This window comes from Streptomyces sp. NPDC048424, assembly GCF_040651555.1.
Taxonomy (GTDB): Bacteria; Actinomycetota; Actinomycetes; order Streptomycetales; family Streptomycetaceae; genus Streptomyces.
Genome location: NZ_JBEZKE010000004.1, coordinates 333,958 through 357,642, shown reverse-complemented (window position 1 = coordinate 357,642; position 23,685 = coordinate 333,958). Strand labels below are relative to the sequence as shown.

22 protein-coding genes, 1 tRNA gene and 1 pseudogene are annotated in these 23,685 nt (G+C 72.1%); 11 read left to right on the top strand and 13 right to left on the bottom strand.

The features are described 5' to 3' along the window. Positions 1-150 precede the first annotated feature (150 nt). From AB0D29_RS08435 to AB0D29_RS08420, 4 genes are all read left to right on the top strand, one after another. On the top strand, positions 151-1,266 hold the full coding sequence (locus tag AB0D29_RS08435; RefSeq protein ID WP_362852762.1) for an LLM class flavin-dependent oxidoreductase: 1,116 nt from the start codon (positions 151-153) through the stop codon (positions 1,264-1,266). Positions 1,267-1,521: 255 nt separating this feature from the next. Next, on the top strand, positions 1,522-3,219 hold the full coding sequence (locus AB0D29_RS08430; protein WP_362852761.1) for a glycosyl hydrolase family 18 protein: 1,698 nt from the start codon (positions 1,522-1,524) through the stop codon (positions 3,217-3,219). A 155-nt stretch (positions 3,220-3,374) separates the two neighbouring features. Beyond that, complete coding sequence (locus AB0D29_RS08425; protein WP_362852760.1) at positions 3,375-4,223, top strand: helix-turn-helix transcriptional regulator; 849 nt, start codon at positions 3,375-3,377, stop codon at positions 4,221-4,223. Further along, on the top strand, positions 4,183-4,416 hold the full coding sequence (locus AB0D29_RS08420) for a DUF397 domain-containing protein (protein WP_362852759.1): 234 nt from the start codon (positions 4,183-4,185) through the stop codon (positions 4,414-4,416). Before AB0D29_RS08425 ends, AB0D29_RS08420 begins: the two co-directional genes overlap by 41 nt. On the opposite strand, the gene AB0D29_RS08415 is transcribed toward AB0D29_RS08420, so the two are convergent. Then, a complete protein-coding gene (locus AB0D29_RS08415; protein WP_362852758.1) occupies positions 4,413-5,399 on the bottom strand; it encodes a helix-turn-helix transcriptional regulator in 987 nt (328 codons plus the stop codon). The genes AB0D29_RS08420 and AB0D29_RS08415 overlap by 4 nt on opposite strands. Positions 5,400-5,663: 264 nt before the next feature. On the opposite strand from AB0D29_RS08415, the gene AB0D29_RS08410 reads away from it, so the two are divergent. From AB0D29_RS08410 to AB0D29_RS08400, 3 genes are all read left to right on the top strand, one after another. Then, entirely contained in the window at positions 5,664-5,846 is a 183-nt protein-coding gene (locus tag AB0D29_RS08410; protein WP_362852757.1) for a hypothetical protein, read from the top strand. 62 nt (positions 5,847-5,908) lie between these two features. Continuing rightward, on the top strand, positions 5,909-6,127 hold the full coding sequence (locus AB0D29_RS08405; RefSeq protein WP_362852756.1) for a hypothetical protein: 219 nt from the start codon (positions 5,909-5,911) through the stop codon (positions 6,125-6,127). Between the two features lie 149 nt (positions 6,128-6,276). Beyond that, a complete protein-coding gene (locus AB0D29_RS08400; RefSeq protein WP_362852755.1) occupies positions 6,277-7,587 on the top strand; it encodes a tachylectin-related carbohydrate-binding protein in 1,311 nt (436 codons plus the stop codon). A 73-nt stretch (positions 7,588-7,660) separates the two neighbouring features. On the opposite strand, the gene AB0D29_RS08395 is transcribed toward AB0D29_RS08400, so the two are convergent. Together AB0D29_RS08395 and AB0D29_RS08390 are read right to left on the bottom strand one after the other, a co-directional pair. After that, a complete protein-coding gene (locus tag AB0D29_RS08395) occupies positions 7,661-8,368 on the bottom strand; it encodes an ALF repeat-containing protein (RefSeq protein ID WP_362852754.1) in 708 nt (235 codons plus the stop codon). 118 nt (positions 8,369-8,486) lie between these two features. Continuing rightward, the gene (locus tag AB0D29_RS08390; protein WP_362852753.1) at positions 8,487-10,385 is read right to left on the bottom strand and encodes an EAL domain-containing protein; all 1,899 of its coding nucleotides are present in this window, start codon (positions 10,383-10,385) and stop codon (positions 8,487-8,489) included. A 346-nt stretch (positions 10,386-10,731) separates the two neighbouring features. Here AB0D29_RS08390 and AB0D29_RS08385 point away from each other — a divergent pair, with 346 nt between their 5' ends. Then, the gene (locus AB0D29_RS08385) at positions 10,732-11,967 is read left to right on the top strand and encodes a M6 family metalloprotease domain-containing protein (protein ID WP_362852752.1); all 1,236 of its coding nucleotides are present in this window, start codon (positions 10,732-10,734) and stop codon (positions 11,965-11,967) included. A gap of 78 nt (positions 11,968-12,045) precedes the next feature. Here the strand turns inward: AB0D29_RS08385 and AB0D29_RS08380 are convergent. The 6 genes and pseudogenes from AB0D29_RS08380 to AB0D29_RS08355 all read right to left on the bottom strand — a co-directional run bounded on the left by AB0D29_RS08380 (position 12,046) and on the right by AB0D29_RS08355 (position 16,026). Beyond that, a tRNA-Lys gene (locus AB0D29_RS08380) sits at positions 12,046-12,119 on the bottom strand. Continuing rightward, positions 12,110-12,719 (bottom strand): annotated as a pseudogene (locus AB0D29_RS08375) (bifunctional DNA primase/polymerase). The gene AB0D29_RS08380 and the pseudogene AB0D29_RS08375 overlap by 10 nt, the downstream one beginning before the upstream one ends. A 96-nt stretch (positions 12,720-12,815) precedes the next feature. Further along, positions 12,816-13,934 carry a CU044_5270 family protein gene (locus AB0D29_RS08370; protein ID WP_362852751.1) on the bottom strand — a complete coding sequence of 373 codons (1,119 nt, stop codon included), beginning with the start codon at positions 13,932-13,934 and terminating at the stop codon, positions 12,816-12,818. Next, entirely contained in the window at positions 13,931-14,557 is a 627-nt protein-coding gene (locus tag AB0D29_RS08365) for an RNA polymerase sigma factor (protein ID WP_362852750.1), read from the bottom strand. The genes AB0D29_RS08370 and AB0D29_RS08365 overlap by 4 nt, the downstream gene beginning before the upstream one ends. An 82-nt stretch (positions 14,558-14,639) precedes the next feature. Then, the gene (locus AB0D29_RS08360; protein WP_362852749.1) at positions 14,640-14,987 is read right to left on the bottom strand and encodes a hypothetical protein; all 348 of its coding nucleotides are present in this window, start codon (positions 14,985-14,987) and stop codon (positions 14,640-14,642) included. A 235-nt stretch (positions 14,988-15,222) separates the two neighbouring features. Continuing rightward, entirely contained in the window at positions 15,223-16,026 is an 804-nt protein-coding gene (locus tag AB0D29_RS08355; protein ID WP_362852748.1) for an SDR family oxidoreductase, read from the bottom strand. A gap of 118 nt (positions 16,027-16,144) precedes the next feature. On the opposite strand from AB0D29_RS08355, the gene AB0D29_RS08350 reads away from it, so the two are divergent. Then, positions 16,145-16,741: a TetR family transcriptional regulator gene (locus AB0D29_RS08350; protein ID WP_362852747.1), complete on the top strand. Its 597-nt coding sequence runs from the start codon at positions 16,145-16,147 to the stop codon at positions 16,739-16,741. A 54-nt stretch (positions 16,742-16,795) separates the two neighbouring features. Here the strand turns inward: AB0D29_RS08350 and AB0D29_RS08345 are convergent, their stop codons facing one another. Then, positions 16,796-17,365, bottom strand: coding sequence for an NAD(P)H-dependent oxidoreductase (locus AB0D29_RS08345; RefSeq protein ID WP_362852746.1), 570 nt, complete (start codon positions 17,363-17,365; stop codon positions 16,796-16,798). A 113-nt stretch (positions 17,366-17,478) separates the two neighbouring features. Between AB0D29_RS08345 and AB0D29_RS08340 the strand changes: the two genes are divergently transcribed. Continuing rightward, a complete protein-coding gene (locus AB0D29_RS08340; RefSeq protein ID WP_362852745.1) occupies positions 17,479-17,958 on the top strand; it encodes a MarR family transcriptional regulator in 480 nt (159 codons plus the stop codon). 19 nt (positions 17,959-17,977) lie between these two features. Here the strand turns inward: AB0D29_RS08340 and AB0D29_RS08335 are convergent, their stop codons facing one another. From AB0D29_RS08335 to AB0D29_RS08325, 3 genes are read right to left on the bottom strand one after another with little or no spacing between them, the layout of a single operon-like run. After that, entirely contained in the window at positions 17,978-19,318 is a 1,341-nt protein-coding gene (locus AB0D29_RS08335) for an AAA domain-containing protein (RefSeq protein WP_362852744.1), read from the bottom strand. Next, positions 19,315-20,916 (bottom strand): hypothetical protein, encoded by a 1,602-nt coding sequence (locus tag AB0D29_RS08330; protein WP_362852743.1) that lies wholly within the window; start codon positions 20,914-20,916, stop codon positions 19,315-19,317. Before AB0D29_RS08330 ends, AB0D29_RS08335 begins: the two co-directional genes overlap by 4 nt. Further along, positions 20,913-22,052: a hypothetical protein gene (locus AB0D29_RS08325; protein ID WP_362852742.1), complete on the bottom strand. Its 1,140-nt coding sequence runs from the start codon at positions 22,050-22,052 to the stop codon at positions 20,913-20,915. The genes AB0D29_RS08330 and AB0D29_RS08325 overlap by 4 nt, the downstream gene beginning before the upstream one ends. Positions 22,053-22,290: 238 nt before the next feature. On the opposite strand from AB0D29_RS08325, the gene AB0D29_RS08320 reads away from it, so the two are divergent. After that, positions 22,291-22,887 (top strand): histidine phosphatase family protein, encoded by a 597-nt coding sequence (locus AB0D29_RS08320; RefSeq protein WP_362852741.1) that lies wholly within the window; start codon positions 22,291-22,293, stop codon positions 22,885-22,887. Positions 22,888-23,685: the final 798 nt, after the last annotated feature.

Sequence of the window (23,685 nt, the reverse complement as noted above, 5' to 3'; positions counted from 1 at the left end):
GATTGATGGCTCAATCACGTCTCTCTGCCTGGATCTACTCCACTGGCATATGCCATGGTCACGCGCGCTGTCCCGGTGCGCCGGGAATGCCCGGCCGCCGTTCACGGTTCGAATTCTTCGTACGGACGACACGGCGAGGCGGGAGCGACGATGAGTGACACCGGTGGCGCACATGGACAGCACGGCGGGGACGGTGGCATCCGGGGTGCCGCGCAGGGCCGGGCCACCGTACCGCTCTCGGTCCTGGACCTCGTCACCGTCGGCGCAGGCAGCACCGCCCACGACTCCCTGCGCACCAGCGTGGCCATAGCCCGGCTCGCCGAATCCCGCGGCTACCACCGGCACTGGGTGGCCGAACACCACTCCATGCCCGGGGTCGCCAGCTCCTCTCCGGCCGTGATCCTGGCCCACCTCGCCGCGCACACCTCCCGCATCCGCCTCGGATCGGGCGGGGTCATGCTGCCCAACCACGCCCCGCTCGCCATCGCCGAACAGTTCGGCACCCTGGAGGCGCTCGCCCCCGGGCGGATCGACCTCGGCCTCGGCCGGGCCCCCGGCACCGACGGGCGCACGGCCGCCGCGCTGCGCGGGGCCGGGCGCCTCGACGAGTCCGCGGACGACTTCCCGCGCCAGCTCATGGAGCTCCGCCGCTTCCTCGACGACGACTTCCCCGACGGGCACCCGTACGCCCGCGTGCACGCCGTACCGGGCCCGGTCCAAGGCCCCGCCGGGCGGCCGCCGCTGTGGCTGCTCGGCTCCTCCGGCTTCAGCGCCCGCCTCGCCGGCGAACTCGGCCTGCCCTTCGCCTACGCCCACCACTTCTCGGCGGCCGGCACCCTGCCCGCCCTCGACCTCTACCGGCAGAGCTTCCGCCCCTCGGCCGTCCTGGACGCCCCGTACGCCGTCATCGGGGTCTCGGCGCTCGCAGCCGGCACCGACGCGGAGGCCCGCGCCCAGGTGCTCACGGGCGCGCTGTCGATGCTGCGGCTGCGCACCGGGCGGCCCGGACTGGTTCCGACGCCGCAGGAGGCGGCGGCGTACCCCTTCTCCCCGGCGGAGGGGGAGTTCGTGGACGGCTGGCTCGCGAACATCGTCCACGGCACCCCCGACGAGGTCCGCACCGGACTGGACGACCTCGCCAAGCGGACCGGCGCGGACGAGCTGATGCTGACCGCCAACGCCCACAGCGGGGCTGCCCGCTTGCGCTCGTACGAACTCGTCGCAGACGCGTACGCCATGCCCGCGCAGGCGCCGGCGGCCGACTGACCGTATGCAAACGGGGTTTGGCTGGTTTGTTGACGAAACCTTGCGGGGGGATGTCTGAAGGCAGCCTTAAACCGCTCGTCACCCGGGGTGGCGAGCGGTTTCTGATGTGCGCTCAAGTCTCTGACTTGGGGAAATAGCGCCAGAGTGGTCTAGTCCTTCTTTGGTCCGAACCATTGACGCGGGGCTGGAGTGATCGCTATCACTTCTCTCACCTGAACTTCTTGCTCTCTCCTCCCAGCCCCCCGGAGGCAGTTCATGCACATCCGTAAACCCCTCATCGCAGCCGCCGCCACGGCCGCGCTGGCAGCCGGAGCGCTTGCCTCCTTCGCGGGACTCGGCACGGCCCAGGCCGCCGACGCCGGCACCACCGCCGCGGCGGGCGGTGTCCGCATCGCCTACTACGACCAGTGGAGCGTGTACGGGAACGCCTTCTATCCCAAGCACCTCGACACCCGCGGCATAGCGGGCAAGCTGGACGTCATCAACTACTCGTTCGGCAACATCCACCCCACCGACCTCACCTGTTTCGAGGCGAACAAGGCGGCGGGTGATGACAACAACCCCAACGCCGGTGACGGCGCGGGCGACTCGTACGCCGACTACCAGAAGTCCTTCAGCGCCGCGGACAGCGTCAGCGGGGTCGCCGACAAGTGGGACCAGCCGATCGTCGGCGTCTTCAACCAGTTCAAGCAGCTGAAGGCCAAGTACCCGCACCTGAAGATCAACATCTCGCTGGGCGGCTGGACCTACTCGAAGTACTTCAGCGACGCGGCCAAGACCGACGCCTCCCGCAAGAAGCTCGTGTCCTCCTGCATCGACCAGTACATCAAGGGCAACCTGCCGGTCGAGGGCGGTTACGGCGGCCAGGGCGTCGCGGCCGGGATCTTCGACGGCATCGACATCGACTGGGAGTACCCGGGCTCGTCCGGCGGCCACCTCGGCAACCACTACGCCCCCGAGGACAAGCAGAACTTCACGCTCCTGCTCAAGGAGTTCCGCACCCAGCTCGACGCCTACGGCGCGGCCAACGGCGGCAAGAAGTACCTCCTGACCTCGGCCCTCCCGGCCGGTCAGGACAAGATCAAGTACATCGAGACGGACAAGATCGGCGCGTACCTCGACTACGCGAACATCATGACGTACGACATGCACGGCGCCTGGGACGGCGACGGGCCGACGTACCACCAGTCCCCGCTGTACTCCGGCGCCAACGACCCGACCGACCCGATCGCGCCGGGCACCCAGAAGTACAGCATCGACAACGCGATCGACTCCTGGATCGACGGCAACCCGGCCTACGGCATCACCGGCGGCTTCCCCGCCAACAAGCTGACCCTGGGCTACGAGTTCTACTACCGCGGCTGGAAGGGCGTCCCCGCCGGGACCACCAACGGCCTCGCCCAGTCGGCGACCGGCGCCTCGGCCGCCCGGCCCACCAGCCAGCAGGCCGGCATCGCCAACTACAAGGAGCTCGGCGGCCTCGTCGACAACCCGGCGACCACCTTCTGGGACGACCAGGCCAAGGCCTCGTACTTCTACAAGGACGGCGAGTTCTTCACCGGCCTGAACCAGAAGGCCATCCAGGCCCGGGTCGACTACGGCAAGCAGCGCGGCCTGGCCGGCGCGATGATGTACTCCCTGCTCGGCCTGGACAACAACACCACGCTGCTGAACCAGATCTCGGACGCGCTCGGCTCCGCCACGGTCCCGCCGACCACGCCTCCGACCACTCCGCCCACGACGCCGCCGACCACGCCTCCGACGACCCCGCCGACCACGCCCCCGACCACGGGCTGTGGCTCGACCCCGGCGTACGTCGCGGGCACCGTCTACACCGGCGGCAGCGAGGTCTCCCACAACGGCCGCAAGTACAAGGCCCAGTGGTGGACGCAGAACGAGACGCCGGGCACCACCGGTGAATGGGGTGTCTGGAAGGACCTCGGCGCCTGCTGATCTCCCCCCACCCCGCGCCGAGCGACACCCCGCCCTGTCCCCTCTCCGGGGGCGGGGCGGCGGTGTGTGACATGGTTGCCGGATTCGCGACACCGGTGTGTATCTGCGCCGCTACGCTCGGCGACAAGCTCGTTTCCGCTTGGGGGTGCCGTCGCATGGTTCAGGCCCGTGAAATCGATCCCAGTGCCTCGCCGCTGGACTACTACGGCTACGAACTGCGTCGCCTGAGGGAAGCGGCCGGGCTGAAGCAGTCTCAGCTGGGCGACATCATCTTCTGCACGGGCTCCCTGATCGGGCAGGTGGAGACGACGAAGCGGGTACCGACCCGCGACTTCTCCGAGCGGCTCGACGCGGCGCTGAACACGGACGGGCACTTCTCCCGCCTGGTGGGCCTGGTCCTGCGGAGCGTGCTGCCGACGTGGTTCCAGCCGTACGCGGAGATGGAGGCCCGGGCGACGTACATCTCCACGTTCCAGTCGCAGTTGGTCTACGGCCTGCTCCAGACGGAGGCGTACGCGAAGGCGCTGCTGGCCGTGGAGTATCCGGACAGGGTGAACGAGATCGTGGCGGCGCGCATGGAGCGTCAGCGGATACTGGCTCGGGAGGTCCCGCCGGTGCTCTTGGTGGTGCTGGATGAGGCTCTGCTGCATCGCAACGTCGGCGGCCGGGAGGTTATGCGGGATCAACTGGCGCATTTGCTGACGCTCGTTGGCCGCCCGTGGATCCAGATTCAGGTTCTCCCCTTCTCGACGGGCGAACACAGCGGGATGATGGGGTCGTTCACCCTCCTCCGCTTCGACAGCGACCCCGATCTCTTCTACACGGAGAGCTATGACTCGGGCCACATGACGGCCAATCCGCAAGTGATCCGGGAGCGTTCGGTCGGATACGCTCGGCTGCAGGCCGACGCTCTCTCGCCGGAGGAATCGGCTCTTCTGATCGCACGCGTAATGGAGGAACGCTATGGGGACCAGTGTGGAACTGACGAGCGTGCAATGGCGTAAGTCGTCCTACAGCGGTACCAACGGCGGCGAGTGCGTCGAGTGCGCCCCCCTCGGCACCCTCGCCTGGCACAAGGCTTCGTACAGCGGGACCACCGGAGGAGACGGCGTCGCCGTACGGGACTCCAAGAACCCCGGCGGGCCGGTCTTCACGGTCACGGCAGAGGCGTTCGCGGCCTTCGTGAAGAGCCTCTAGAGCCAGCCCTGCTGGGCCGCCTTGAGGCCGGCTTCGAAGCGGCTCGCCGCGTGGAGGCGTTCCATGAGGGCGGCCATCTGGCGCCTGACGGTCCGCAGGGACACCCCGAGGCGCTTGGCGGCGGCCTCGTCCGTCATGCCCGAGGCCAGGAGCTTCAGCAGTTCGAGCTCGGTCGCCGTGGGCCGGGTGTCGCTGGGGCGGGGGCGGTCCGCGCCGAGCGGCACGGCGGAGTTCCACGTCTGCTCGAACAGGGTGATGAGGGAGGCCACGATCCCGGGCGCGCTGGTGCACAGGGCGCCCAGACGGGAGTGGTCGGGGTCGATCGGGACCACCGCCACCGCGCGGTCGAATATCAGCAGGCGCGGCGGCAGGAGCGGACTCGTCCGCACGTGGCCGCCCCGTTCCGTCAGCCACCGCGCGTAGGCCAGCGTCGTCGGATCGTTGCGGGCGCTGTCCTGGTAGACCGAGCGCATCTCGATGCCTCCGTCCAGCGCGCGCCGGTCCAGCGGCCGGGAGGCCTCCAGGCTCGCCTCGGACAGTGCGCCGCCCGGCAGGATCGCCAGGCATTCCCGGGTCAGTCCGTGGGCCAGCTGTTCCAGGCGGCCCTGGATGGCGTCCATCCCCACGAGCCGCTCCGCGCCGTCGACCTCGGTGTTCGGGCTGAGTTCCGCGAACTCGGAGACCACCTGCGCCGCGGCCGCCTTGCTGCGGGCCAGTTCCTGCTGCTGCCGGGCCAGCTCCTCCTCCTGGCGGCGCAGGAGCAGCTCCAGGCCCAGTTCGGGTCGTACCGCGCGCAGCCCGCCCGGGCAGTCCCGTGACGGTCTGAGCAGGTCGAGGTCGACGAGCCGGTCCAGGCTCTCGCGGACCTGGGTCGCGGTGAGGCCGAGGCGGGCGCTGAGCTCGGCGATGCCTCCCGAAGGGTCGGCCAGCATGCCCCGGTACACGGCTTCCACATCGGCTCCGAGCCCCAGTGTCTGCAGCATCTCCCAGCCCCCCGGCTGTAGTTGGACCGCCCCCGCGAGCGTCGCCCCCGCGATCGTAGGCGAAGTCTGTCACCAAGGTGCCAGGCCTGTTGGTGACAGCCGGAACCTCTTCTTCGCAGGTCCCGCGCGCAGCAACATGGTGTTCACCGGGACGGCGGGGAGGGAACTCCCCGACTCAGGCCAGAGCCGCAAGGACGATCCCGATCAGCGCGCAGCACACCGCACCGAACGCCTTGCTTCCGAGCCTGTGACCTGGGGGAAACCATGTCCCGCACCGCCCGCTTCGCTGCTGTCGCCGCCGTCTTCACCGCCCTCTGCGCCGGCGCGGTCACCACCGCCTCGGTGACCGCCTCCACCGGGGACCACCGCGTCAGCGCCTCCGTCGACGGCAGCATCAACTGGGACACGGCGCCCGCGTCCGCCCGGGGCAGCATCAACTGGGACTAGCCGGCGTGCGCATCATCCGAGCCTCACTCTCAGGGCCTCGTGCCGATCCGGACCAGGAGGGCGTGCTCGCGCTCGTCTCCGATCTGATCTGGGCCCACACGCCCGCCGTCCACGGACTCGAACACCTGCGGACCAAAGCCGCGGCCGACGGCGTGGACGTCTACCTCTTCCTGCGGGCCGCCTCCGAAGCCGCGGCCCTCACCCAGGCCCACGCCATCCTCGACGGCGCCAGCGCCCCGCTGCGGGCGCACGGCTACCGGACGCCCGAGCCGCGCCGCTGACGGCGTCCCCGGCCGGGGCTCCGCCCGAGCCCCCGAGCCCACGCGCCCCCGAGCCGCACCAGGGCTCCCCCTCCCGCTCTCTCCCCTCTCGCCCTCGCCGCCCGGCCCGCCGCGCGTACGTCAGGGCTGCCCAGAATCCGGAGACACCCATGTTCTCGTCGTCCCTCAAGCGCCGCTTCGCCGCCACCCTGGCCGTCTCTGCCACCACCCTCGGCATGGTCACCCTCACCTCGGCGCCGGCCCAGGCCGCCGCCGTCTGCGGCGGCGACGTCTCGATCTACGGCACGCTCGCCGACGGCCGCCTCACCTACACGGCGATATCCCCCAACACCGGGGACCGGGTGAAGACCCTGATCGGCTCGAACCTCGGCTTCACGCCGAAGGCGATGGCCACCCTCAACTTCAACACCGTCCTCGTGACCTCGACGGCCGGCGACCTGTACCGCGTCGACATCCAGACCAACGACAACGCCCTGGCCCTGGCCGGAGTCACCAAGATCTGGGACGGCGGCTGGACCTTCGACAAGCTGACCTACGACGGCGCCGGCCACCTCTACGGCACGGTCGCCGGCGAGCTCCACCGCTACAACGTCTCCCAGGCCAAGCCCAGCGGCCCCGCCCACATCGCCAAGCACGCGGTCATCGACACGGGCTTCGTCCTCAAGACGCTCGCCGCGGCCGGCGACGACGTCCTGATCGCGAGCACGGCCGACGGTCGACTGCTCTCGTACCAGATCAACGGCGTCGGGGACTGGGAGAGTTCGGAGCTCAAGGGCTCCGGCTGGTCGGCGGTCGACAGCCTGGTCTCGCCCGGCGGCGGCCTCTACTACGGCCGGACGAACGGCGGGATGTACTGGTACCACGACGCCGATCCCACCGACGGCAAGGGCGACGACATCGCCTACCACCCCGCCGACCCGGTCGACGCGAGCGGCTGGACCCAGACCCTGCTGTCCGCCTTCGCCAACGACTGCACCTACCGGCCGCCGGCGCCCCCGACCCCCACCCCCTCCACCAAGGGCGGGCAGATCGCGCGCAGCGAGATCATGAGCCGCGCCGCGAACTGGCTGAGCCGCGACATCCCCTACAACCAGGGCGCGTACGCCTCCGACCCGGACGGCGACCACACCTATCGCACCGACTGCTCCGGCTTCGTCTCCATGGTCTGGCACGCCGGTACCAGCTACACGACCCAGAGCCTGCCGAGCGTCGCCGCCACCATCTCCAAGTCCGACCTCCAGCCCGGCGACGCGCTGAACACCCTGGACGGGCACGTGGTGCTCTTCGAGAAGTGGGTCGACAAGGCCGCCGGGAAGTTCTCGTACATCCACGAGGCCAACACCAACGACGACATGATGCGCGGTCAGGACTACCTCAACGGAGGCAGCGACGGACGGATCGCCGGCCACGCCGCCTCCGGCTACGTCGCCCTGCGCTACGACAAGGTCGTCAACGGATAGACCTCACGCGAACGAAGGCCGGACCGCCCCCCCGTCGGGCGTTCCGGCCTTCGCTCGTGGGTCCAGCAGGCGGTCAGACCTGGTACTGGCCGACCGTGAGGAAGTACCGCAGCTCCTCCGGGGTGCCGTTCAGCGCCTTCTCGGCCGCCGCGCGCAGCGCGTCGCTGATGCCGGGGCGGGCCAGGATCCGTACGACGTCCACGCGGTCGTCCTCGGCCTGGGCCAGGCGCAGGCCGGTCTTCAGGAAGGCGGTCCGGTCGGCCGGGGTGCCGTCCAGGGCCTTGTTCGCCTCGCGCTTCACGGCCTTGCCGGTGGCCGGATTGGCGTGGAGGACCTTGAGGATGGCGACCATGTTGTCCTCGTCCTGGGCCTTGGCGAGGCCGGTGGCGAGGAAGGCGACGCGGTCGGCCGGGGTGCCGTCGATGGCCTTGTTGGCCTCGCGCTTCACGCCCTTGCCGGTGGACGGGTCGCCGAGGATCCTGAAGATCGCGACCAGGTTGTCCTCGTCCTGCGCTTTCGCGAGGCCGGTGGTCAGGAAGGCCACGCGGTCCTCGGGGCTGCCGCTGAGGGCCTTGTCGGCCTCCCGCTTGACCGCCTTGCCGCTGGCCGGGTCGGCCAGGATCTTGGCGATGGCGACGGCGTTCTCCGTGTCCGAGCCCACGACCGTGGTCACGGCCGCGGGCGCGCCGGCAGGCGCGGCGGCGAAGGACGGGGTGGAGAGCAACAGGGCCGGCGCCAGGGCACCTGCGGCAACGGCCAGAGCGGCTCGGGTCAGTTTCATGGGTCCCCCTGAATCGAATGACTGTCCGGTCGCGACAGCCAGAAGATCATCACAAGGGGGCGCGCGGGGGACAACTACCCACGAGGCCAGGCCGTTCGGTTCCACACTCCGGCGAATCTCACAGTCCGGGGCCGGGCGGGTGCGGGGCGGGCCCGTCGGGCTGTGCGGCGGCCGCCTCCGAGGCCGCGGAGGCCGCCGTCTGGCGCCCGATCATGCCCGCGATCACGTCCGGGGCCACCGCGCGCGAGAACAGCCAGCCCTGCCCGGTGTCGCAGCCGACGCGCCGCAGCCGGGCCGCCTGCCCGGCGGTCTCCACGCACTCCGCGGTCACCGTCAGGCCCAGCCGGTGGGCGAGCTGGACCAGGGCCTCGACGATGGTCTCGTCGGCCGGGTTCGGGTGCGTGCCCTCCTCGTAGCGGAAGCCCCGTACGAAGGAGCCGTCCAGCTTCAGGACCGAGACCGGCAGCCGGCTGAGGTAGGCGAGGTTCGAGTACCCGGTGCCGAAGTCGTCGATCGCGATCCGCACGCCCATGTCGCTGAGCGCCTGGAGGGCCTGCAACGGCCGGCCCGCGGAGCCCATCACGGCCGACTCGGTCAGTTCCAGCTGGAGCAGCTGCGGCGCCAGGCCCGTCTCGGCCAGGATCTCCGCGACGTCTCCCACCAGGTCGGAGTCCCACACCTGGCGCACGGCCACGTTGACCGACACGAAGACCGGTGCGTCGCTGGGCTGCTCGATCTGCCAGCGCCGCGCCTGCCGGCAAGCCGTCCGCAGGACCCACTGCCCCAACTGCACGATGGATCCGTCCTCTTCCGCAATTCCGATGAACCGATTCGGCGTGAGCGTGCCGAATTGCGGGTGGTTCCAGCGCACCAGGGCCTCGACCCCGCGCACCACTCCGCTCTCCAGGTCGACCAGCGGCTGGTACTCCAGCGCGAACTCCCCGCGCTCCACCGCCGGGCGCAGCGTCGAGGAGAGCGCCTGGCGGGTCATGCGGTGCGCGTTGCGCTCGGGGTCGAAGAGGGTCCAGCGGGCCTTGCCGTCCGCCTTGGCCCAGTACAGGGTCGTGTCGGCGGCCTGCATCAGCCCGGTCGCCGAGGTGCCGGCCGTGGTCCGTTCCACCACACCGATCGACGCGGAGACCGACAGCCGCTGCCCGGCCAGGTCGAACGGCTCCTGTACGGCGGCCAGTACGCTCCGCGCCAGGTCCGCGAGCTGCTCGGTGCCGGTGGAGTCCTCGACGAGGAGGGCGAACTCGTCGCCGCCGAGCCGTGCGACCAGGTGTCCGCCGGTGCGCCCGTACCCGGACTGGTCCGCGCACTGGGTCAGCCGGGCCGCGACGGCCGTCAGCAGCCGGTCGCCGACGCGGTGGCCGAGGGTGTCGTTGACGGCCTTGAACCCGTCGAGGTCCAGGTAGCACAGGCCGATCCGGCCGGTGCCGCCGTGGTCGTACGAGGAGGCCTCCAGGGCGGCGGAGAGCCGCTCGAAGAACAGCGCCCGGTTGGGCAGCCGCGTGACCGGGTCGTGCATCTGCAAGTGCCGCAGCCGGGCCTGGAGGTCGCGGCGGTCGCTGATGTCGGAAACGGACAGCAGGACGTCCCCGGTCCCGGGGACGGGCCCCAGGGTGACCTCGGTCCACAGCGAGTGCCCGTCGGGGTGCTTGAGGCGACGGGTGCAGCGCAGCCGGGCCTGCCGGCCGCGGAGCACCTCCTGGTACGCGGCCCAGGTGCGGGCCTCCGCGGCCAGGTCCACCAGGTCGGCGGCGCACTGGTGGACGAGCGCGTCCGGCTCGCTGCCCAACAGCCCGGCGAAGGCCTCGTTGGCGGCGACCACGTAGCCGTCGCGGTCCACGACCGCCATGGCGAGGTGGGCCGCGTTGAAGGCCGCCCGGTAGTCGCGCCGCTCCGACTCGGCGCGCGACGGCGCCGCCGGCACGGCAGGCACCGCCGGGTGACGCTCCGTAATGGCCGATCGGATGCTGTCGGCCGCCGAACCGGTTCCCTCTGAGGTTCCGCTCACCGTTGGCTCCCGCAGTGTTCGTGAGTGTCCGTGCAGGAAAGTGTGCCGATCATAGAGGCTGCCGGGAGGCCCTATCCAGCGGCGTCGCCGTGTGAGCTCCGGGAGTTCGGCGTGATGACGGATTGCCGGACCAAGATCGCTTGATCGTTTCTGCGCGGCTGTGAACATGCGAAGGCCTTGGCTGATCTCGGGTGATCGGTCGTGACGTTCTGTAGGCAGGTGCGTGAAGTCCAGGGGTCACCGACTTGCCCCATTGCTCACTCGTGTGGGGCAGCGGAACAGGGCATTAGTAAGACAATCGCCTCAAGGTGGCTAAACAGGCACGAATCCACCACCGGAGGTCGATGTGGCGCGACAGCAGACACCCGGGGGAGTGGACCGTTCCCGCATCCGAAGTACCGCCGCGGCGCTCACCTCCCTCACCGCGCTCGCCGCCATGTCGCTCGTCGCGGGACCCGCGGTGGCCGATTCCGGCGCCGGCCCCTGCGCGCTGACCCGGACGGGCGCGCACCACTCGCTGGGCCTGGACAGCTGGAACGGCGCCTACCCCAAGCCCGAGCGCACGCTCGATGCGGTCATGGTCTTCCTCTCCTTCCCCGACCACCGCACCACCCTCACGACCGCGGAGCTCGCCCGCGACCACTTCCCCGCCACCAGCGAGTTCTTCGAGCAGGCCTCGTACGGCCGGTTCCGGTTGACCCCGCACCCGCAGAAGCAGTGGATCCGGATGCCCAAGCCGTCCACCGCGTACGGGATAAGGCGGGACTGGGCCCCCGGGGACCGGGCCGCCTACCTGCGGGACGCGGTCAAGGCGGCCGACGCCGAGGTGGACTTCGCCAAGTACGACATCGTCTACTTCGTCGCCGACCCGGACGCGCCCGGAGTGGACTCCGACGCCACCAAGGTCGTCAACTTCGACCGCCCGATCGTCGCGGACGGCACCGAACTGCGGCGGATCGTCACCGTCTTCGAGCGCCACCCGCCGGACCGCAACGTACTGGCGCACGAGACCGGCCACGTCTTCGACCTGCCCGACCTCTACCACCGGCCCACGGACGGCAAGGGCGACTGGGACACGTACGTGGGCGACTGGGACGTCATGGGCAGCCAGTTCGGGATGGCCCCGGACCTCTTCGCCTGGCACAAGTGGAAGCTGGGCTGGCTGGACGCCTCCCAGGTGGACTGCGTGCAGTCGGGCTCCTCCATGCACACGCTCCAGCCGCTGGCGCAGGCCCCGCCGAGCGGCGGCACGGGCGGGACCCGGCTCGCGGTGATCCGTACGGGACCCGGCAGCGCCGTCGCCGTCGAGGCGCGGGGCTCCGCCGGCAACGACGGGGACACCTGCACGGAGGGGGTGCTGGTCTACCGGGTGCGCAACGAGGCGGCGTCCGGGGGCGGTCCCATCGAGGTGATGGACGCGCATCCGGACACGGAGGCGTGCTGGGACCGTTCGGTGTACCCGCCGCTGGCGGACGCGCCGCTGGAGGTGGGCGAGACGTACACGGTGCCGGGCGAGCGGATCACCATCGAGGTGGCGGACCGGACCCGGTCGGGCGCGTACACGGTGAAGATCACGACGTGAGCGCGGTGCGGCCGCCGTGGCGCGGCCGTGGCACGACGAAGAAGGCCCCCACTCGCGTGGGGGCCTTCTTCTTGTCTGTGCGCCGCCAGGGACTCGAACCCCGGACCCGCTGATTAAGAGTCAGCTGCTCTAACCAACTGAGCTAGCGGCGCTTGCTGACGAGGAAGACATTAGCAGGAGGATCCGCGGAACGAAAAATCGATATCCCCAGGTCCGGTCGGTGCGGGGCTGCGGGCCGCCCGTACGAAGGCCCAGAGCAGCGCCTCGGGCCCGGGAAGCCACGGCTCCCGCGCGTCGGGGGCCACCAGCCACCGCGAGGGGCCGGGGGAGGCGGCCAGCGGCGGCACGGTGACGGCGTCGCCGGGGCCGTGGCACAGGGGTACCGGGGCGCTGCGGGAACCTCCCCGTTCCTCCCACGCCAGGAGGGCGGGAAGCCGGTGGGCGGTGCCGGGGGCGGTGAAGAGGAGCATCCGGCCGCGGTGCACGGCGACCGGACCGGAGCCGGGCCCCTCGGCCCAGAGCAGGTCCAGGACGCGACGGCCGAGGACGAGCGGGACGTTGACGACGTCGAAGGCGCTCCCGCAGGGCAACGTGGCGGGCAGGCCGGGCCGGGCCTCCCAGAGCGCGAGGGTGCTCCGGGGGCGGGCGCAGGCGGAGGCGAGCCAGGCGGCGCCCTGCGGGGTGACGTGGGTGGCGTGCGCGGACCGTGTGGTGCGGGTTTGGCAACCGGGAGCCGTCGTCAGCGTCGTCATATGCCAGGTGTACCCGCCGTAGCGATATGAATGCCCCGAGTTACCGAAAACCGGGACGCGGCGGGTGCACCTGGAGTATGTTGCGCCGACGCTGAGTCAGCCCGCCGGGATCTCCTTCATCCGGTCGACGACCGTGCGCGTCGTGATGGCGCTGGTGAAGATGACCGTGCCGGGCTTGATCAGGCCCTGTTCACCGGACTCGCCCTGCACCTGGACGCTGCGCTCGCCGAGGAACGTGAGGGTCTGCCGGTCGAAGATCCACTCCTCGCGCACGCCCGAGTGCTCGTCGAGCCGGGCGACCGCGATGCCGCTGCGGCCCGCGGCGTCGACCGCCTCGTCCACCGTCACCACGCCGGGGATCTTCGCCGCAGCCTTGTAGAGCGCGGCCGTGAGCTCGGCCGGCGGGTAGCTGGAGCGCAGCAGGTCGCCGATCGTGGTGAAGGCCTCCTGGTCGGGGCCGTGGCCCATGCCCTTGGTCTCCTCGTAGATCCGCCGGAGCAGCACGTCGGGGTCGGTGGGCAGCGCCGCGAGGTAGTCGTAGCTGGGTGCGTTGAGGTACGGCGCCATGGCCTGACCGTTGACGACGCGCCGGTCCAGGGACACGCCCTTCGGTCCGGTGTTGCCGGGCTCGATCAGCCAGCCCTTGGCGCCGTCGGGGGAGTTCCACTCGTGGCGCATGTGCAGCTGCTGGCTGACCAGGGTGCTCTTGTCGTCGACGGTCTTCACGTAGGTGGTGGCCGTCTTGCTGCCGATGTAGATGAACTGGTCCGGGCGCACCGCCGGGCCGGAGCCGGTGGCCGAGGACGCCAGGGAGATGCGGTCCAGGAGCTGCGTCGCGCCCTTGGGGTCGGCGGTGCCGATACGGGTGGTCAGCGCCGGGCCCGTGGCGATCGTCGAGCCGTACCCGTCCGCGGCGCCCCGGTCCACGTACGAGAAGAAGCCGACGGCGAGCGCGCCGGCCAGGGCGAAGCCCGCGGCGGGCACGAGGAACGAGCGGCGCAGGAACGGGTTGCGGGAGCTCCTGGCGCGGGAGCCGGTGCGGGCGGGTCGCGTGGCGGTGGTGTCGGCGGCGCGGAGGTCTTCGTGGATCTGGGCCATCAGTCGCTCCTTGTGGAACTGGTGGCGGCCCGCGGGCAGTTCCCGTTCGGCGAACGGCAGGAGCGGAGAGCTCTCCTCCTGGCCGGCCGGGCGGGGGCGGGAAAGGTCGGCGTTCATCGGGTTCCTTCCTGTGCGGACCGGACCGCTTTCGCGCGGTCGCCATGTGTCTGTCGGGGGCGAGCCGCGAGTTCCCGTCTGCTCTTCTTCATTTCCGCGTCGGCGAGTTTGCGCAGCTTCGTACGGGCCCGCGACAGCCGCGAGCGCACGGTCCCGACCGGGATGCCGAGGACCCGGGCGGCCTCGGTGTACTCCAGGCCCTCGCACAGGCACAGCAGGAGGACCTCGCGCTCGGGTCCGCGCAGGGCGCTCAACTGCGCCAGCGTGGCCGCGATCTGCTGCCGGTCGTCCAGCCGGCCCGCCACCTCGTCGGCGTGGTCGGGCGCGGACGCGGCGCCGGCCGCCGCCGTGGCGGCAGCGGCGGCCCGGTAGCGCCGGTTGCTGCGGCAGTGGTTGCGGGCGAGGTTGGTGGCGATGCCCAGGAGCCAGGGCCGCAGCGAACCGCCCTCGGCGTCGACCGTGGCGCGCAGCCGCCATGCCTCCAGGAAGACCGCCGACATGACGTCCTCGGCGGAGGCCCAGTCCCCGGTCATCCGGAAGGCGTGGTTGTAGACGGTGCGGGCGTAGCTGTCGAACAGCTCCGCATAGGCGTCCGGATCCCCGGACCGCACCCGGGTACGCATTTCTGTTGTCACTCCTGTCGGCTGTCCGGCACCCACGAGGGGGTTCCCGTGACCTGCGTCACGTCCGCCGTGGGGCGACTCCTCAGGTGAGGTCGGTGCCGGTGCCGCGCTGGAGGGTCTCGCCGAACTCGATCATCTTGAGGGCGTAGTCCTCGGTCCACTCCGCCTGCTCGGCGATGAGCGCCGGCGTCAGGCGGTCGAACCGCCTGGGGTCCGCCAGCTGGGCCGCCGCCAGGGCCTGGAACTCCACCGCCCGCTCCTGCGCGGCCCGGAAGGCCAGCGTCAGCTCGGTCGCACGGGTCAGCAGTTCACGCGGGTCCTCGATCGACTCCAGGTCGAAGAAGTGCTCCGGGTCCGCCACGGCCTCCGAGGGCTCGAAGAGCAGAGGCGCCGGCCGCAGCCGCCGCTCGGTCCGCTCGGGCTCTGCCATGCGTGTCCTCCTGCTGCGCGTGCGAAGTGATTCCGGGCCACCGTCCATTGTCCAACGCCACGCAAGACCCCTGCGCGACGGGCCGGAACACCTGTACGAGCGATGGGGCGGGGGGCAGGGCCGGAGGCCCGCGGGGCGCGGGAGTCGAGCGGACGATCGACCGGCGCCGGGATCCGCACCCGTGGGAGGCGCCCCGCCCGGCGCCGTGCGCCGGGGTGGTGCTCCGGGTGTCGCGCTACGCGCCGCGGGGGGCGGACATCCGGTCCACCATCCGCACGACCGTGCGGCGGCTCGCGAACCGTCCGGCGAAGGCCATGACCCGGTTCATGCCCCCGGAGATCACGCTCGGCGGCGGGTTCTTGCGGTCCAGTGCCTTCAGCGCGGTGCGCACGACCTCCTCGGAGGTCTGCATCCGGGTGCCACCGGTGGCGTCGTGCGTGCCGACCACGTCGAAGAACTCCGTCTTCGTCGCGCCGGGCGACAGGGCCAGGACGCGCAGCCCGGTACCCCGGTTCTCCTGCCAGAGGGCCTCGGTGAAGCTGAGGACGAAGGCCTTGGTGGCGGCGTACACGGCCATGTTCGGGACGGGCTGGTAGGCGGCCATGCTGGCGACGTTCACCAGTACGCCCTCGCCCTGGGCGCGCAGCCGTCCGATGAAGGCGCGGCTGATGTCGACGACGGCCATCACGTCGAGGCCCACTTCCTGACGGAGGCGCTGCGGGTCCTCCTCGTGGAAACGGCCGTAGGTGCCGAAGCCGGCGTTGTTGACGACGCCGGTCACCTTGATGCCGCGCCGGTCGACCTCGGCGGCCAGCAGCTCCCCCGACCCGTCGACGGCCAGGTCCATGGTGATCGTCTCCACCGCGACGCCGTGGGCCGCGGAGAGCTGCCCGGCGAGTTCCTTCAAGCGGTCCTCGCGGCGGGCGACGAGCACGAGGTCGGACCCCCGCGCGGCGATCTGACGGGCGAACTCGGCGCCCAGGCCCGAGCTGGCGCCGGTGATCAGGGTGGTCCTGCCTCGGTAGTCGACCGCGTTCACAGTGGCTCCTCGCTCATGGGATGACGGACACCTTCGAGCATCACTGTATGCCTGCCTGGCAGTCACTGCCAACTGGACAGTAAGGGACAGATAGGCGGTTCGCCTATATGCTGGCCGAATGGGGACCACCGCAACGCAGCCGAGCCTGTGGGACCGCTCCCGGCAGGCCGTGGTCGCGAGCATCTTCGACACGGCCATGCGGCTCTTCGCCGAACAGGGCTACGAGGTCACGACGATCGCGCAGATCGCCAAGGAAGCGGGCATCTCCCAGCGGTCGCTGTTCCGGTACTTCGGTACCAAGGAGGACATCGTCTGCGGCGAGCAGGAGGAACACGGCGAACTGCTCCGCGCGGCGGTGGAGGCCCAGCCCGCCGCCGCCACCCCGTGGGAGGCCCTGCGGGCCGGCTTCGAAGCGCTCATGGACGCCCACGGCAGCCCCGAACAGCTGCTGGAGATCACCTCGCTGATCTTCGGCACCCCGTCGCTGCGCGCCCGCTACACCCAAAAGCGGCTGCGCTGGCAGGAACTGGTCCTGCCCGCCGTCACGGCCCGCATGGCCGCGGAGGAGGGCCCGGTCTCCGAGGTCCGTGCCGCGGCGGTCGTCGCGACCGTCTTCGCCTGCGTGGACGCCGCCACCGAAGCCTGGGTCCGCAGCGGCGGCCGCACCGACCTGGCGTCCCTCTACGACGAGGCACTGGCCGCCGTACGGGGCTGAGCCAACGGCAAAGGGCGCCCGCGCAGTTCCCCGCGGACGCCCTCGAAGCGGAGGTCAGACCGTGACGGCCTGCGCGGCGCGCTGCGCCGCCAGCTCGGCCACGTCGTCCAGGACCCCGGCGAGTTGGCCCGCGAGCGTCTCGGGAGCCTCGAAGCCCTCGGCTCCGATCAGCTTCGGGATGCCCGGGATCGCGACGGACCGCTCGGCGGGCAGCATGCCGAGGCGGGTGAGCACCGGCAGCAGCATCTCGGCGGCGGGGACGCCGCCGGTGGGGCCGGCGCTGTAGCTGACGAGGCCGACCGGCTTGCCCTTCCACTCGTTGTAGAGGAAGTCGATGGCGTTCTTGAAGGGGGCGGAGAAGCCGCCGTTGTACATCGGCAGGACGAAGAGGAAGGCGTCGGCCGAGTCGACCAGGGCGCTCCAGTCGCGGGTGTGCTGGTGGGCGTAGTTCCCCGTCGAGGCGTATTCGGGTTCGTCGAGGAAGGGTAGCGCGATCTCGGCGAGGTCGACGGGGGTGACCTCGAAGCCGCCGCGGTCGCGGGCCTGCTCGGTGACCCAGCGGGCGAGGGGGCGGCCGGAGGACGTGGGGCGGGTGGCGGCGGAGATGACGTGCAGGCGGGTCATGGAAGGAGCTCCCTGTCGATGCGATTGTTGATGTGTCACCTATAAAACCCGCAAGGTGCGTGACGTGTCAACGAGATAGGTGATGTGTCACCGACCTGGCTAAAGTGGAAGACATGACCCCCGCATCCGAGCCGCCCCGCTGGCTCACGGAGCCCGAACAGGACGCCTGGTACGCGTGGCGGCGGATGTTCCCGCTGGTCGACGCGGAGATCGCGCGGGACCTCAGCCAGGACAGCGGGCTCTCCGAGGCCGACTACGACGTCCTGTCGGTCCTCGGCTCCACGGACGGCCACCGCATGCGGATCACGGCACTGGCCGAACTGATGCAGTGGTCGCGCAGCCGGCTGTCCCACCAGCTCACCCGCATGGAGAAGCGCGGCATCGTCCGCCGCGAGGAGGTGGCCACGGACGGCCGGGGCGCGGAGGTCGTCCTCACCGGAACGGGCGTGGCCACCATCACGGCGGCGGCCCCCCTCCACGTGGAGTCCGTCCGCCGCCACCTGATCGACATCCTGACCCCGGCCCAGCTCCACACCCTCGCCGAAGTCGGCGAACTCCTCCGCGACCGCCTGGGCGCCAAGCGCAAGACCTGAGTCGCAGGCCCGGCTGCCGCTAGGGGCGCCAGGGGACGCGGTGTTCCGCCAGGTGGGCCAGGACCGAGTGGTTGGCTTCCCAGCCGTCCGGGAACTTCACCGTCACGCCCAGTTGGACCGGTTCCGTAGAGGGGTGGTCGTCCAGGAGTTCCGCTATGCCCGCGCGGGCCACCACCACGCACGCGTGCCGGTGCCGGGAGGCCAGGACGCACAGGCGGCCCGTCTCCAGGTGGAAGGCCGTCGCGTCCGGGCGGCCCGACAGGGGGTGGAGGACCACCGTGAGGTCGTACTCGCGCCCCTGGAGGCGGTTCGCGGTGTCCACCGTGACCCCCGTGACCCCGAGCGCGGCCAGCGCCGCGCGGACCGCGGCCGCCTGGTCGCGGTGGGCGGTGCCGACCGCGATCCGGTCCGCCGTCAGCGGGGACGGGCCCCCGGACTGCTCGTCGGAGGTCACCGCCCCGCGGTCCAGGGCGCGGCGCACCACCCGCGCCACCGCCCCGACCGCCTCCGGGTCGGTGCGCGGGGTGTGCCGCGCCGGCAGCTCCAGCAGGCCCCAGCCCGCCTCGGCGGCCTCGTCCAGCACCCGGTCCGGGCCCGACCCGTCCGAGGGGACCCCGTACGACAGCCGCCGCTCGCCCGGGCCCGTACCGCTGCGGAACTGCGTGTACGGGTAGAACGCGCGGGAGACCAGCGGCGCCGCCGTCGCCGGGAGCCGCCAGGACACCGGCAGCCGGTGCTGCGGCAGCTGCGGATTGTGCGCGAGCAGGGTGCTCACCGCCGACGCGGAGGGGTCGTAGGACAGGCCCGCCCACTGCTCCGCGCCGACCACGCTGAAGGGGTCCAGCTGCCCCGGGTCGCCCACGAACAGCGCCCGTTCGAACAGCCCGGCCACGGCCAGCAGCGCGTCCGAGCGCATCTGGTAGGCCTCGTCGACGATGGCGTGCTGCCAGGGCTCGACGTCCTTGACGAACGCCCACTTCGCCGCCGTGGAGATGGTGATCGGCAGCTCCGCCAGGTCCTTCGGCTTGGCCGACAGGGTGACCGAGGGCAGCTCGCGCAGCGCCGGATCGTAGGCGTCGCCCTCGCTGCTGTGCAGCCGGCCCACCTTCAGCTCCGGGTCCTTGTCGGCGAGGCGCAGCACCAGGTCGTCGACCTGAGCGTTGGTCTGCGCGACCACCATCAGCCGGCGCCCGGCCGCGGCCAGCTCCCGGGCCGCCCGGACCACGAGCGTGGACTTGCCGGCCCCCGGCGGGGAGTCGACGACCACGCCCCGCTCGGCCCCGTGCAGGGTGTCGCGCAGGATCGCGGCGGTCGCCTCGGCGGCGGCGGCCCCCGGGTCGAAGGATGCGGTCGCGGTCACAGCAGGTCCTCGTCGGTCACGGCGTCGGGCAGGGGGACGGCGCTCAGGTGCCCCGGCGGGCCGCCGTGGGTCCACGGGGTCTGCTCCGGCTCCGGGAGCTTCGGGCCGCCGCGCGCGTCGTGCTCGAAGAGCGTCCAGCAGACCCGGTCACCCTTCTCCGGGACGGACCCCGGCTCCGGGTCCCGGCCGCGGCCCATCTTGTCGAGGAGCCGCAGCACCAGCCGCCCGTCCTCCTCGAAGCGTACGAACTGCGCGCTCTGCGGGCGACCGTCCAGCGAGCGGAAGACCTTCCCGCCGCCCCCGTCCGCGAGCTGCGGCCGGTCCTCCGTGGCCACCGTCACCAGCGGGCGCGGGCTCGGCCGCTTCGACTCCGTCCACTCCATCACCACCTCGGTGACCTCGCCCGCGAAGGCCTCGCCCGAGAGGCGCCGGCCCGCCATGACGAGGGGGTCGTCCAGCGCCTCCTGCGCGTCGAGCCGCACCTGCTCGGTCTCCCGCGTCGCCAGCTTCTGGGCGGCCGTCACCGCGTCGTCGCGGCGCGGCTGCGGCGGCTCGCCCGCCCGTACGCGGTCCCGGTGGCCGGTGTACGACCAGCGGTCGCGCGTCCAGCGCTCCTCCGCGCGCTCGCCCGGCGGCAGGGAGCGCAGCAGGTCGATCGCCTCCCACGTCGCCCACCAGGTGTTCGCCATCTGGTCCACGACCAGCCGGCGCACGGCCTCCTCGGCCTTGCGGAGCTCTTCGGTCCTGCGCGCCCTGGAGCCGTCGTCCCCGGGACCGGCCGCCAGGGCCGTGCGCGCCGCGTCGTACCGGGCGATGGCCGGGGCCAGCAGCTTGTTGTCGAAGGCCGGGTCGGTGGCCGGACCGGCCGGCGGGCACAGCAGCCGGCCCTCCGCGTCGCGGCCCAGCTCCGCCCGGAGCGCCGCCTCGGCCCCCGAGAGGCCCTCGGGCGGGTCGATCCAGCCCAGCAGCGCGCCCAGGTGCTGGTCCTCCAGATTGCTCTGGCCGGTCGCCCAGTGCCGGGACAGCAGATCCGTCGCCGACAGCAGCATCGAGGAGCCCGGCACCCGCGAGCGCTCGGCGAGGTGGGTGAACCAGCGGCCCAGCATCGGCACCTGCGAGGGCGCCGGATACGGGTTCTCCGGCTCCTCCTCGGCGGTGCGCCGGAACCGCATCGACCGCCCCAGCAGCCGTACGTACTCGATGCCCGCCCGGCTCGGCACGATCAGCTGCGGCGCGTCCACGCACAGCTCGGTCTCCACCTTGACCCGCTTGCCCGACTCCGGGTCGGTCTCGTTGCGCTCGGCCGGCTCCACGGCGTCCGCGTACGCGTCGATGTGGGCCAGCACGGGGACCGCCAGGTCCGCGAGGAACGCCCAGCGCAGGTCCCGGTCGCGCGGCTGGGGTATCACGAACACATGAGGCTCGTGCCGGTCAGTGCCGACCATCGCGCCCAGCGGAGCACCGGCCTCACCGGCCGTGGTCAGCGGCACGAAGACCATCGGGGTCTCGCTCAGGTGGCGGTGCCGTACGGTCGCGAGCGGCTGGGCGCGGCCCGCCCGTACGGCCTGCAGCCGGGCCAGCGTGTTCAGCAGGCTCATGCGCCGACCCCCGCCGCCGACTCCAGCGCCTCGGCGCGCAGCCGGGCCGCGCGGTGCAGGGCGGCGGCGGTCGGATCCTCGGCGCAGCCGGCGCCGGAGGCCGCCGCGAGGGCCTCCTCGACGGTGGTCAGCGCGCCCAGCTCGCCCCGTACGGAACGGCCGAGCGCGGTCACCGCGCCCGTGGTGCGGGCCCGGTCCCGGCAGTGGAAGGCCAGCTCGCAGGCGGCCAGGCACTCGGGGGCGTAGGCGGCGTCGACGGCGGACACCGCCTCGACGAGCTCCTCGGCGGTCCGGGTCGCCGGGTCGAAGCTGATCCCCTCGGGGAGCGTCGCGGCCAGCTCCTCGACCCGGGTCAGCCGGTCCAGCTGGCGCCGGGTCACCGAGCGCTCGCGGCGGATGTCGACGGGCGAGGCGGTGGGCAGGTTGGAGAAGTCCTTCGGGCAGACCAGCAGCACGGTGTGGCCGACCTCGGCGCCCGCCAGCTTCTCGGCGGTCTTCTCCAGCGCCAGCACGTACACGGCGGCCTGGCGGGCGGCGGCGCCCACCTTCGCGGCGTCGGCGGCCCCGTCGATCATCGGGAACGACTTGATCTCCACGACGGTCCAGCGGCCGTCGGGATGCACGACCACGGCGTCCGGCTCCAGGTAGGCCGGGGAGCCGGCCACCTCCAGGGCCAGCATCGGGTGGTCGAGCAGGGTCCACGCCTTCGCCGCCGTGGCCTCGCGCAGGGCGAGGGCGGTCCGGGCGGAGCGGCCCTCGGGCCCGGCGGCGGTCAGGTCGGGGACGTGGGCGCCCGCGCCGGGGGGCTCGGCGGCCGGGTCGAGGTGCGCGTGGACCAGGCGCAGCAGCTCGGCTCCGCCGTCGCCCTTGACCTTGGCCTCGAAGGAGTTCCCGCGGACTATGGCGAACTGCGACTGCCCGAAGGCGGCGGGCGAGCCGAGGGCCGTGGCGAGGGCGTTCTTGTCCACGCCGGCGCCGTCGAGCAGGGCCCGTCTGCCGCAGCCGGGATTGGCGGCGAGGGCCGCGAGCGCCCGGGCGTCGAGCGGACGGGGCGGCACGGCCGGGCCGCGCAGGCCGGCGAGCCGCTGCCGCAGCGTGGTCGGCTGCGCGGGGCTGCTGGGCGGGTAGGAGCTCACGGGCGGAAGTGTCCCATCCGCCACTGACAATCGTGGACTTAGCGCGGAAACCGGCGGTCGGGGGCAGGCGGAGTCCTCCACGTCCACGTGTTGTTGGATGATGGGCGGACGATCGAATGCCCGAAAAGCGCACGAACGCGCACACACGCGCACACGTGCGCACGTGCGCACGAATTTTGCATGAACGCGCATGAAGACGCATGAACACGCACTGACTCGCATGAAACGGGAGAACCCCATGGCCCCCCGCATCCTGCTGGCCCGCCACGGCCAGACGGCGTGGTCCCAGCTCGGCAAGCACACGGGACGCACGGACGTGCCCCTGCTGGAGGAGGGCAAGCAGGGGGCGAAGCTGCTCGGGGAGCGGCTGGCCCGCGAGCCGTGGAAGAACCTGCCCGGGGTCGAGGTCCGCACCAGTCCGCTGGTCCGCGCGAGCGAGAGCTGCGAGCTGGCGGGCTTCGGCGTCCGGGCGGAGCCGTGGGACGCCCTGCTGGAGTGGGACTACGGGGACTACGAGGGCATGACCCCGGCCGAGATCCAGGCGATCCGGCCCGGCTGGCTGATCTGGCGCGACGGGGTCCCGGGCGGCGAGTCCGTCGCCGATGTCGCGGCGCGCGCGGACGAGGTGGTCGCGTGGGCGCGCTCTGCGGAGCGCGACGTCCTGGTCTTCGCCCACGGCCACATCCTGCGCACGCTCGCCGCCCGCTGGCTCGGCTTCGAAGCCTCTTTCGGCGCCCGCATCCGCCTCGAACCCACCTCCCTCTCGGTCCTCGGCTGGGCCTACGGCGCCCCCGCCCTGGAACGCTGGAACGACACGGGTCACCTCGACGCGTAGCCCCCTTCGGGCCGGCCCGATCCGGCCGATCCGGCCGGGCTGGGCCGAGCCGGACCGGGGCTGAGCGGGCGGGCCCCGAGCCGGTTGGCTGCGCGGGTTGCCTCCGGCGGTTCGGCAGGGGTGGGGCGGGTTGTGCCGGGGCCCGGCGCCGGTTGGCTGCGCCGCTCGGGCGGGGTACGGAGGGGGCGGGTTGTGCCGGGGCCGGGCGCGCGCCGGGGTGTCTCCTCGGACGCCGAACGTGGCGGGGGGTCGGAGAGCGGAGCCCCGAGGCGTTCGGCGCCCTGCGGGGATCACCCCGACACACACCCGACCCCGCCCCAACCGGCCCGGTCCGATCCCAGCCCCTGCCACCATGCGGCTACGCCGCACCAACTCCAGCCCCCGCCGCACCACTCCATCCTTGGCGCACTACTCCGGCTTCGCCGCACCAAATCCAGCCCCGCCGCACTACTCCGGCCTCGGCGCACCAAATCCAGCCTCGCCGGCGTTTGAGGCGCGGGGTCCGGGGCGGAGCCCCGATCTTCGAGCCGCACCCATCCAACCCGCGCCCCATCCAGCCTCGCCGCGCCATATTTCAGCCCCTCCGGCGTTTGAGGAGCGGGGTGCGGGGCGGAGCCCCGATCCTTGAGCGGCACCATCCGGCTTCGCCCCACCATCCGGCTTCGCCGCCCTATTTCAGCCCCTCCGGCGTTTGAGGAGCGGGGTCTGGGGCGGAGCCCCGGGCTTTGAGCCGCACCCATCCAGCCCCGCCGCACCATCCAGCCCCTCCGGCGATTGAGGAGCGGGGTGCGGGGCGGA

Coding starts and splice junctions, on each gene's coding strand:
- AB0D29_RS08360 (WP_362852749.1), bottom strand. CDS start 14,987: ATGGCAGAGCCCGAGCGGACCGAGCGGCGGCTGCGGCCGGCGCCTCTG.
- AB0D29_RS08340 (WP_362852745.1), top strand. CDS start 17,479: ATGACCCCCGCATCCGAGCCGCCCCGCTGGCTCACGGAGCCCGAACAG.
- AB0D29_RS08345 (WP_362852746.1), bottom strand. CDS start 17,365: ATGACCCGCCTGCACGTCATCTCCGCCGCCACCCGCCCCACGTCCTCC.
- AB0D29_RS08395 (WP_362852754.1), bottom strand. CDS start 8,368: ATGAAACTGACCCGAGCCGCTCTGGCCGTTGCCGCAGGTGCCCTGGCG.
- AB0D29_RS08365 (WP_362852750.1), bottom strand. CDS start 14,557: ATGCGTACCCGGGTGCGGTCCGGGGATCCGGACGCCTATGCGGAGCTG.
- AB0D29_RS08330 (WP_362852743.1), bottom strand. CDS start 20,916: ATGAGCCTGCTGAACACGCTGGCCCGGCTGCAGGCCGTACGGGCGGGC.
- AB0D29_RS08435 (WP_362852762.1), top strand. CDS start 151: ATGAGTGACACCGGTGGCGCACATGGACAGCACGGCGGGGACGGTGGC.
- AB0D29_RS08410 (WP_362852757.1), top strand. CDS start 5,664: ATGTCCCGCACCGCCCGCTTCGCTGCTGTCGCCGCCGTCTTCACCGCC.
- AB0D29_RS08415 (WP_362852758.1), bottom strand. CDS start 5,399: ATGCTGCAGACACTGGGGCTCGGAGCCGATGTGGAAGCCGTGTACCGG.
- AB0D29_RS08425 (WP_362852760.1), top strand. CDS start 3,375: ATGGTTCAGGCCCGTGAAATCGATCCCAGTGCCTCGCCGCTGGACTAC.
- AB0D29_RS08430 (WP_362852761.1), top strand. CDS start 1,522: ATGCACATCCGTAAACCCCTCATCGCAGCCGCCGCCACGGCCGCGCTG.
- AB0D29_RS08320 (WP_362852741.1), top strand. CDS start 22,291: ATGGCCCCCCGCATCCTGCTGGCCCGCCACGGCCAGACGGCGTGGTCC.
- AB0D29_RS08350 (WP_362852747.1), top strand. CDS start 16,145: ATGGGGACCACCGCAACGCAGCCGAGCCTGTGGGACCGCTCCCGGCAG.
- AB0D29_RS08420 (WP_362852759.1), top strand. CDS start 4,183: ATGGGGACCAGTGTGGAACTGACGAGCGTGCAATGGCGTAAGTCGTCC.
- AB0D29_RS08400 (WP_362852755.1), top strand. CDS start 6,277: ATGTTCTCGTCGTCCCTCAAGCGCCGCTTCGCCGCCACCCTGGCCGTC.
- AB0D29_RS08370 (WP_362852751.1), bottom strand. CDS start 13,934: ATGAACGCCGACCTTTCCCGCCCCCGCCCGGCCGGCCAGGAGGAGAGC.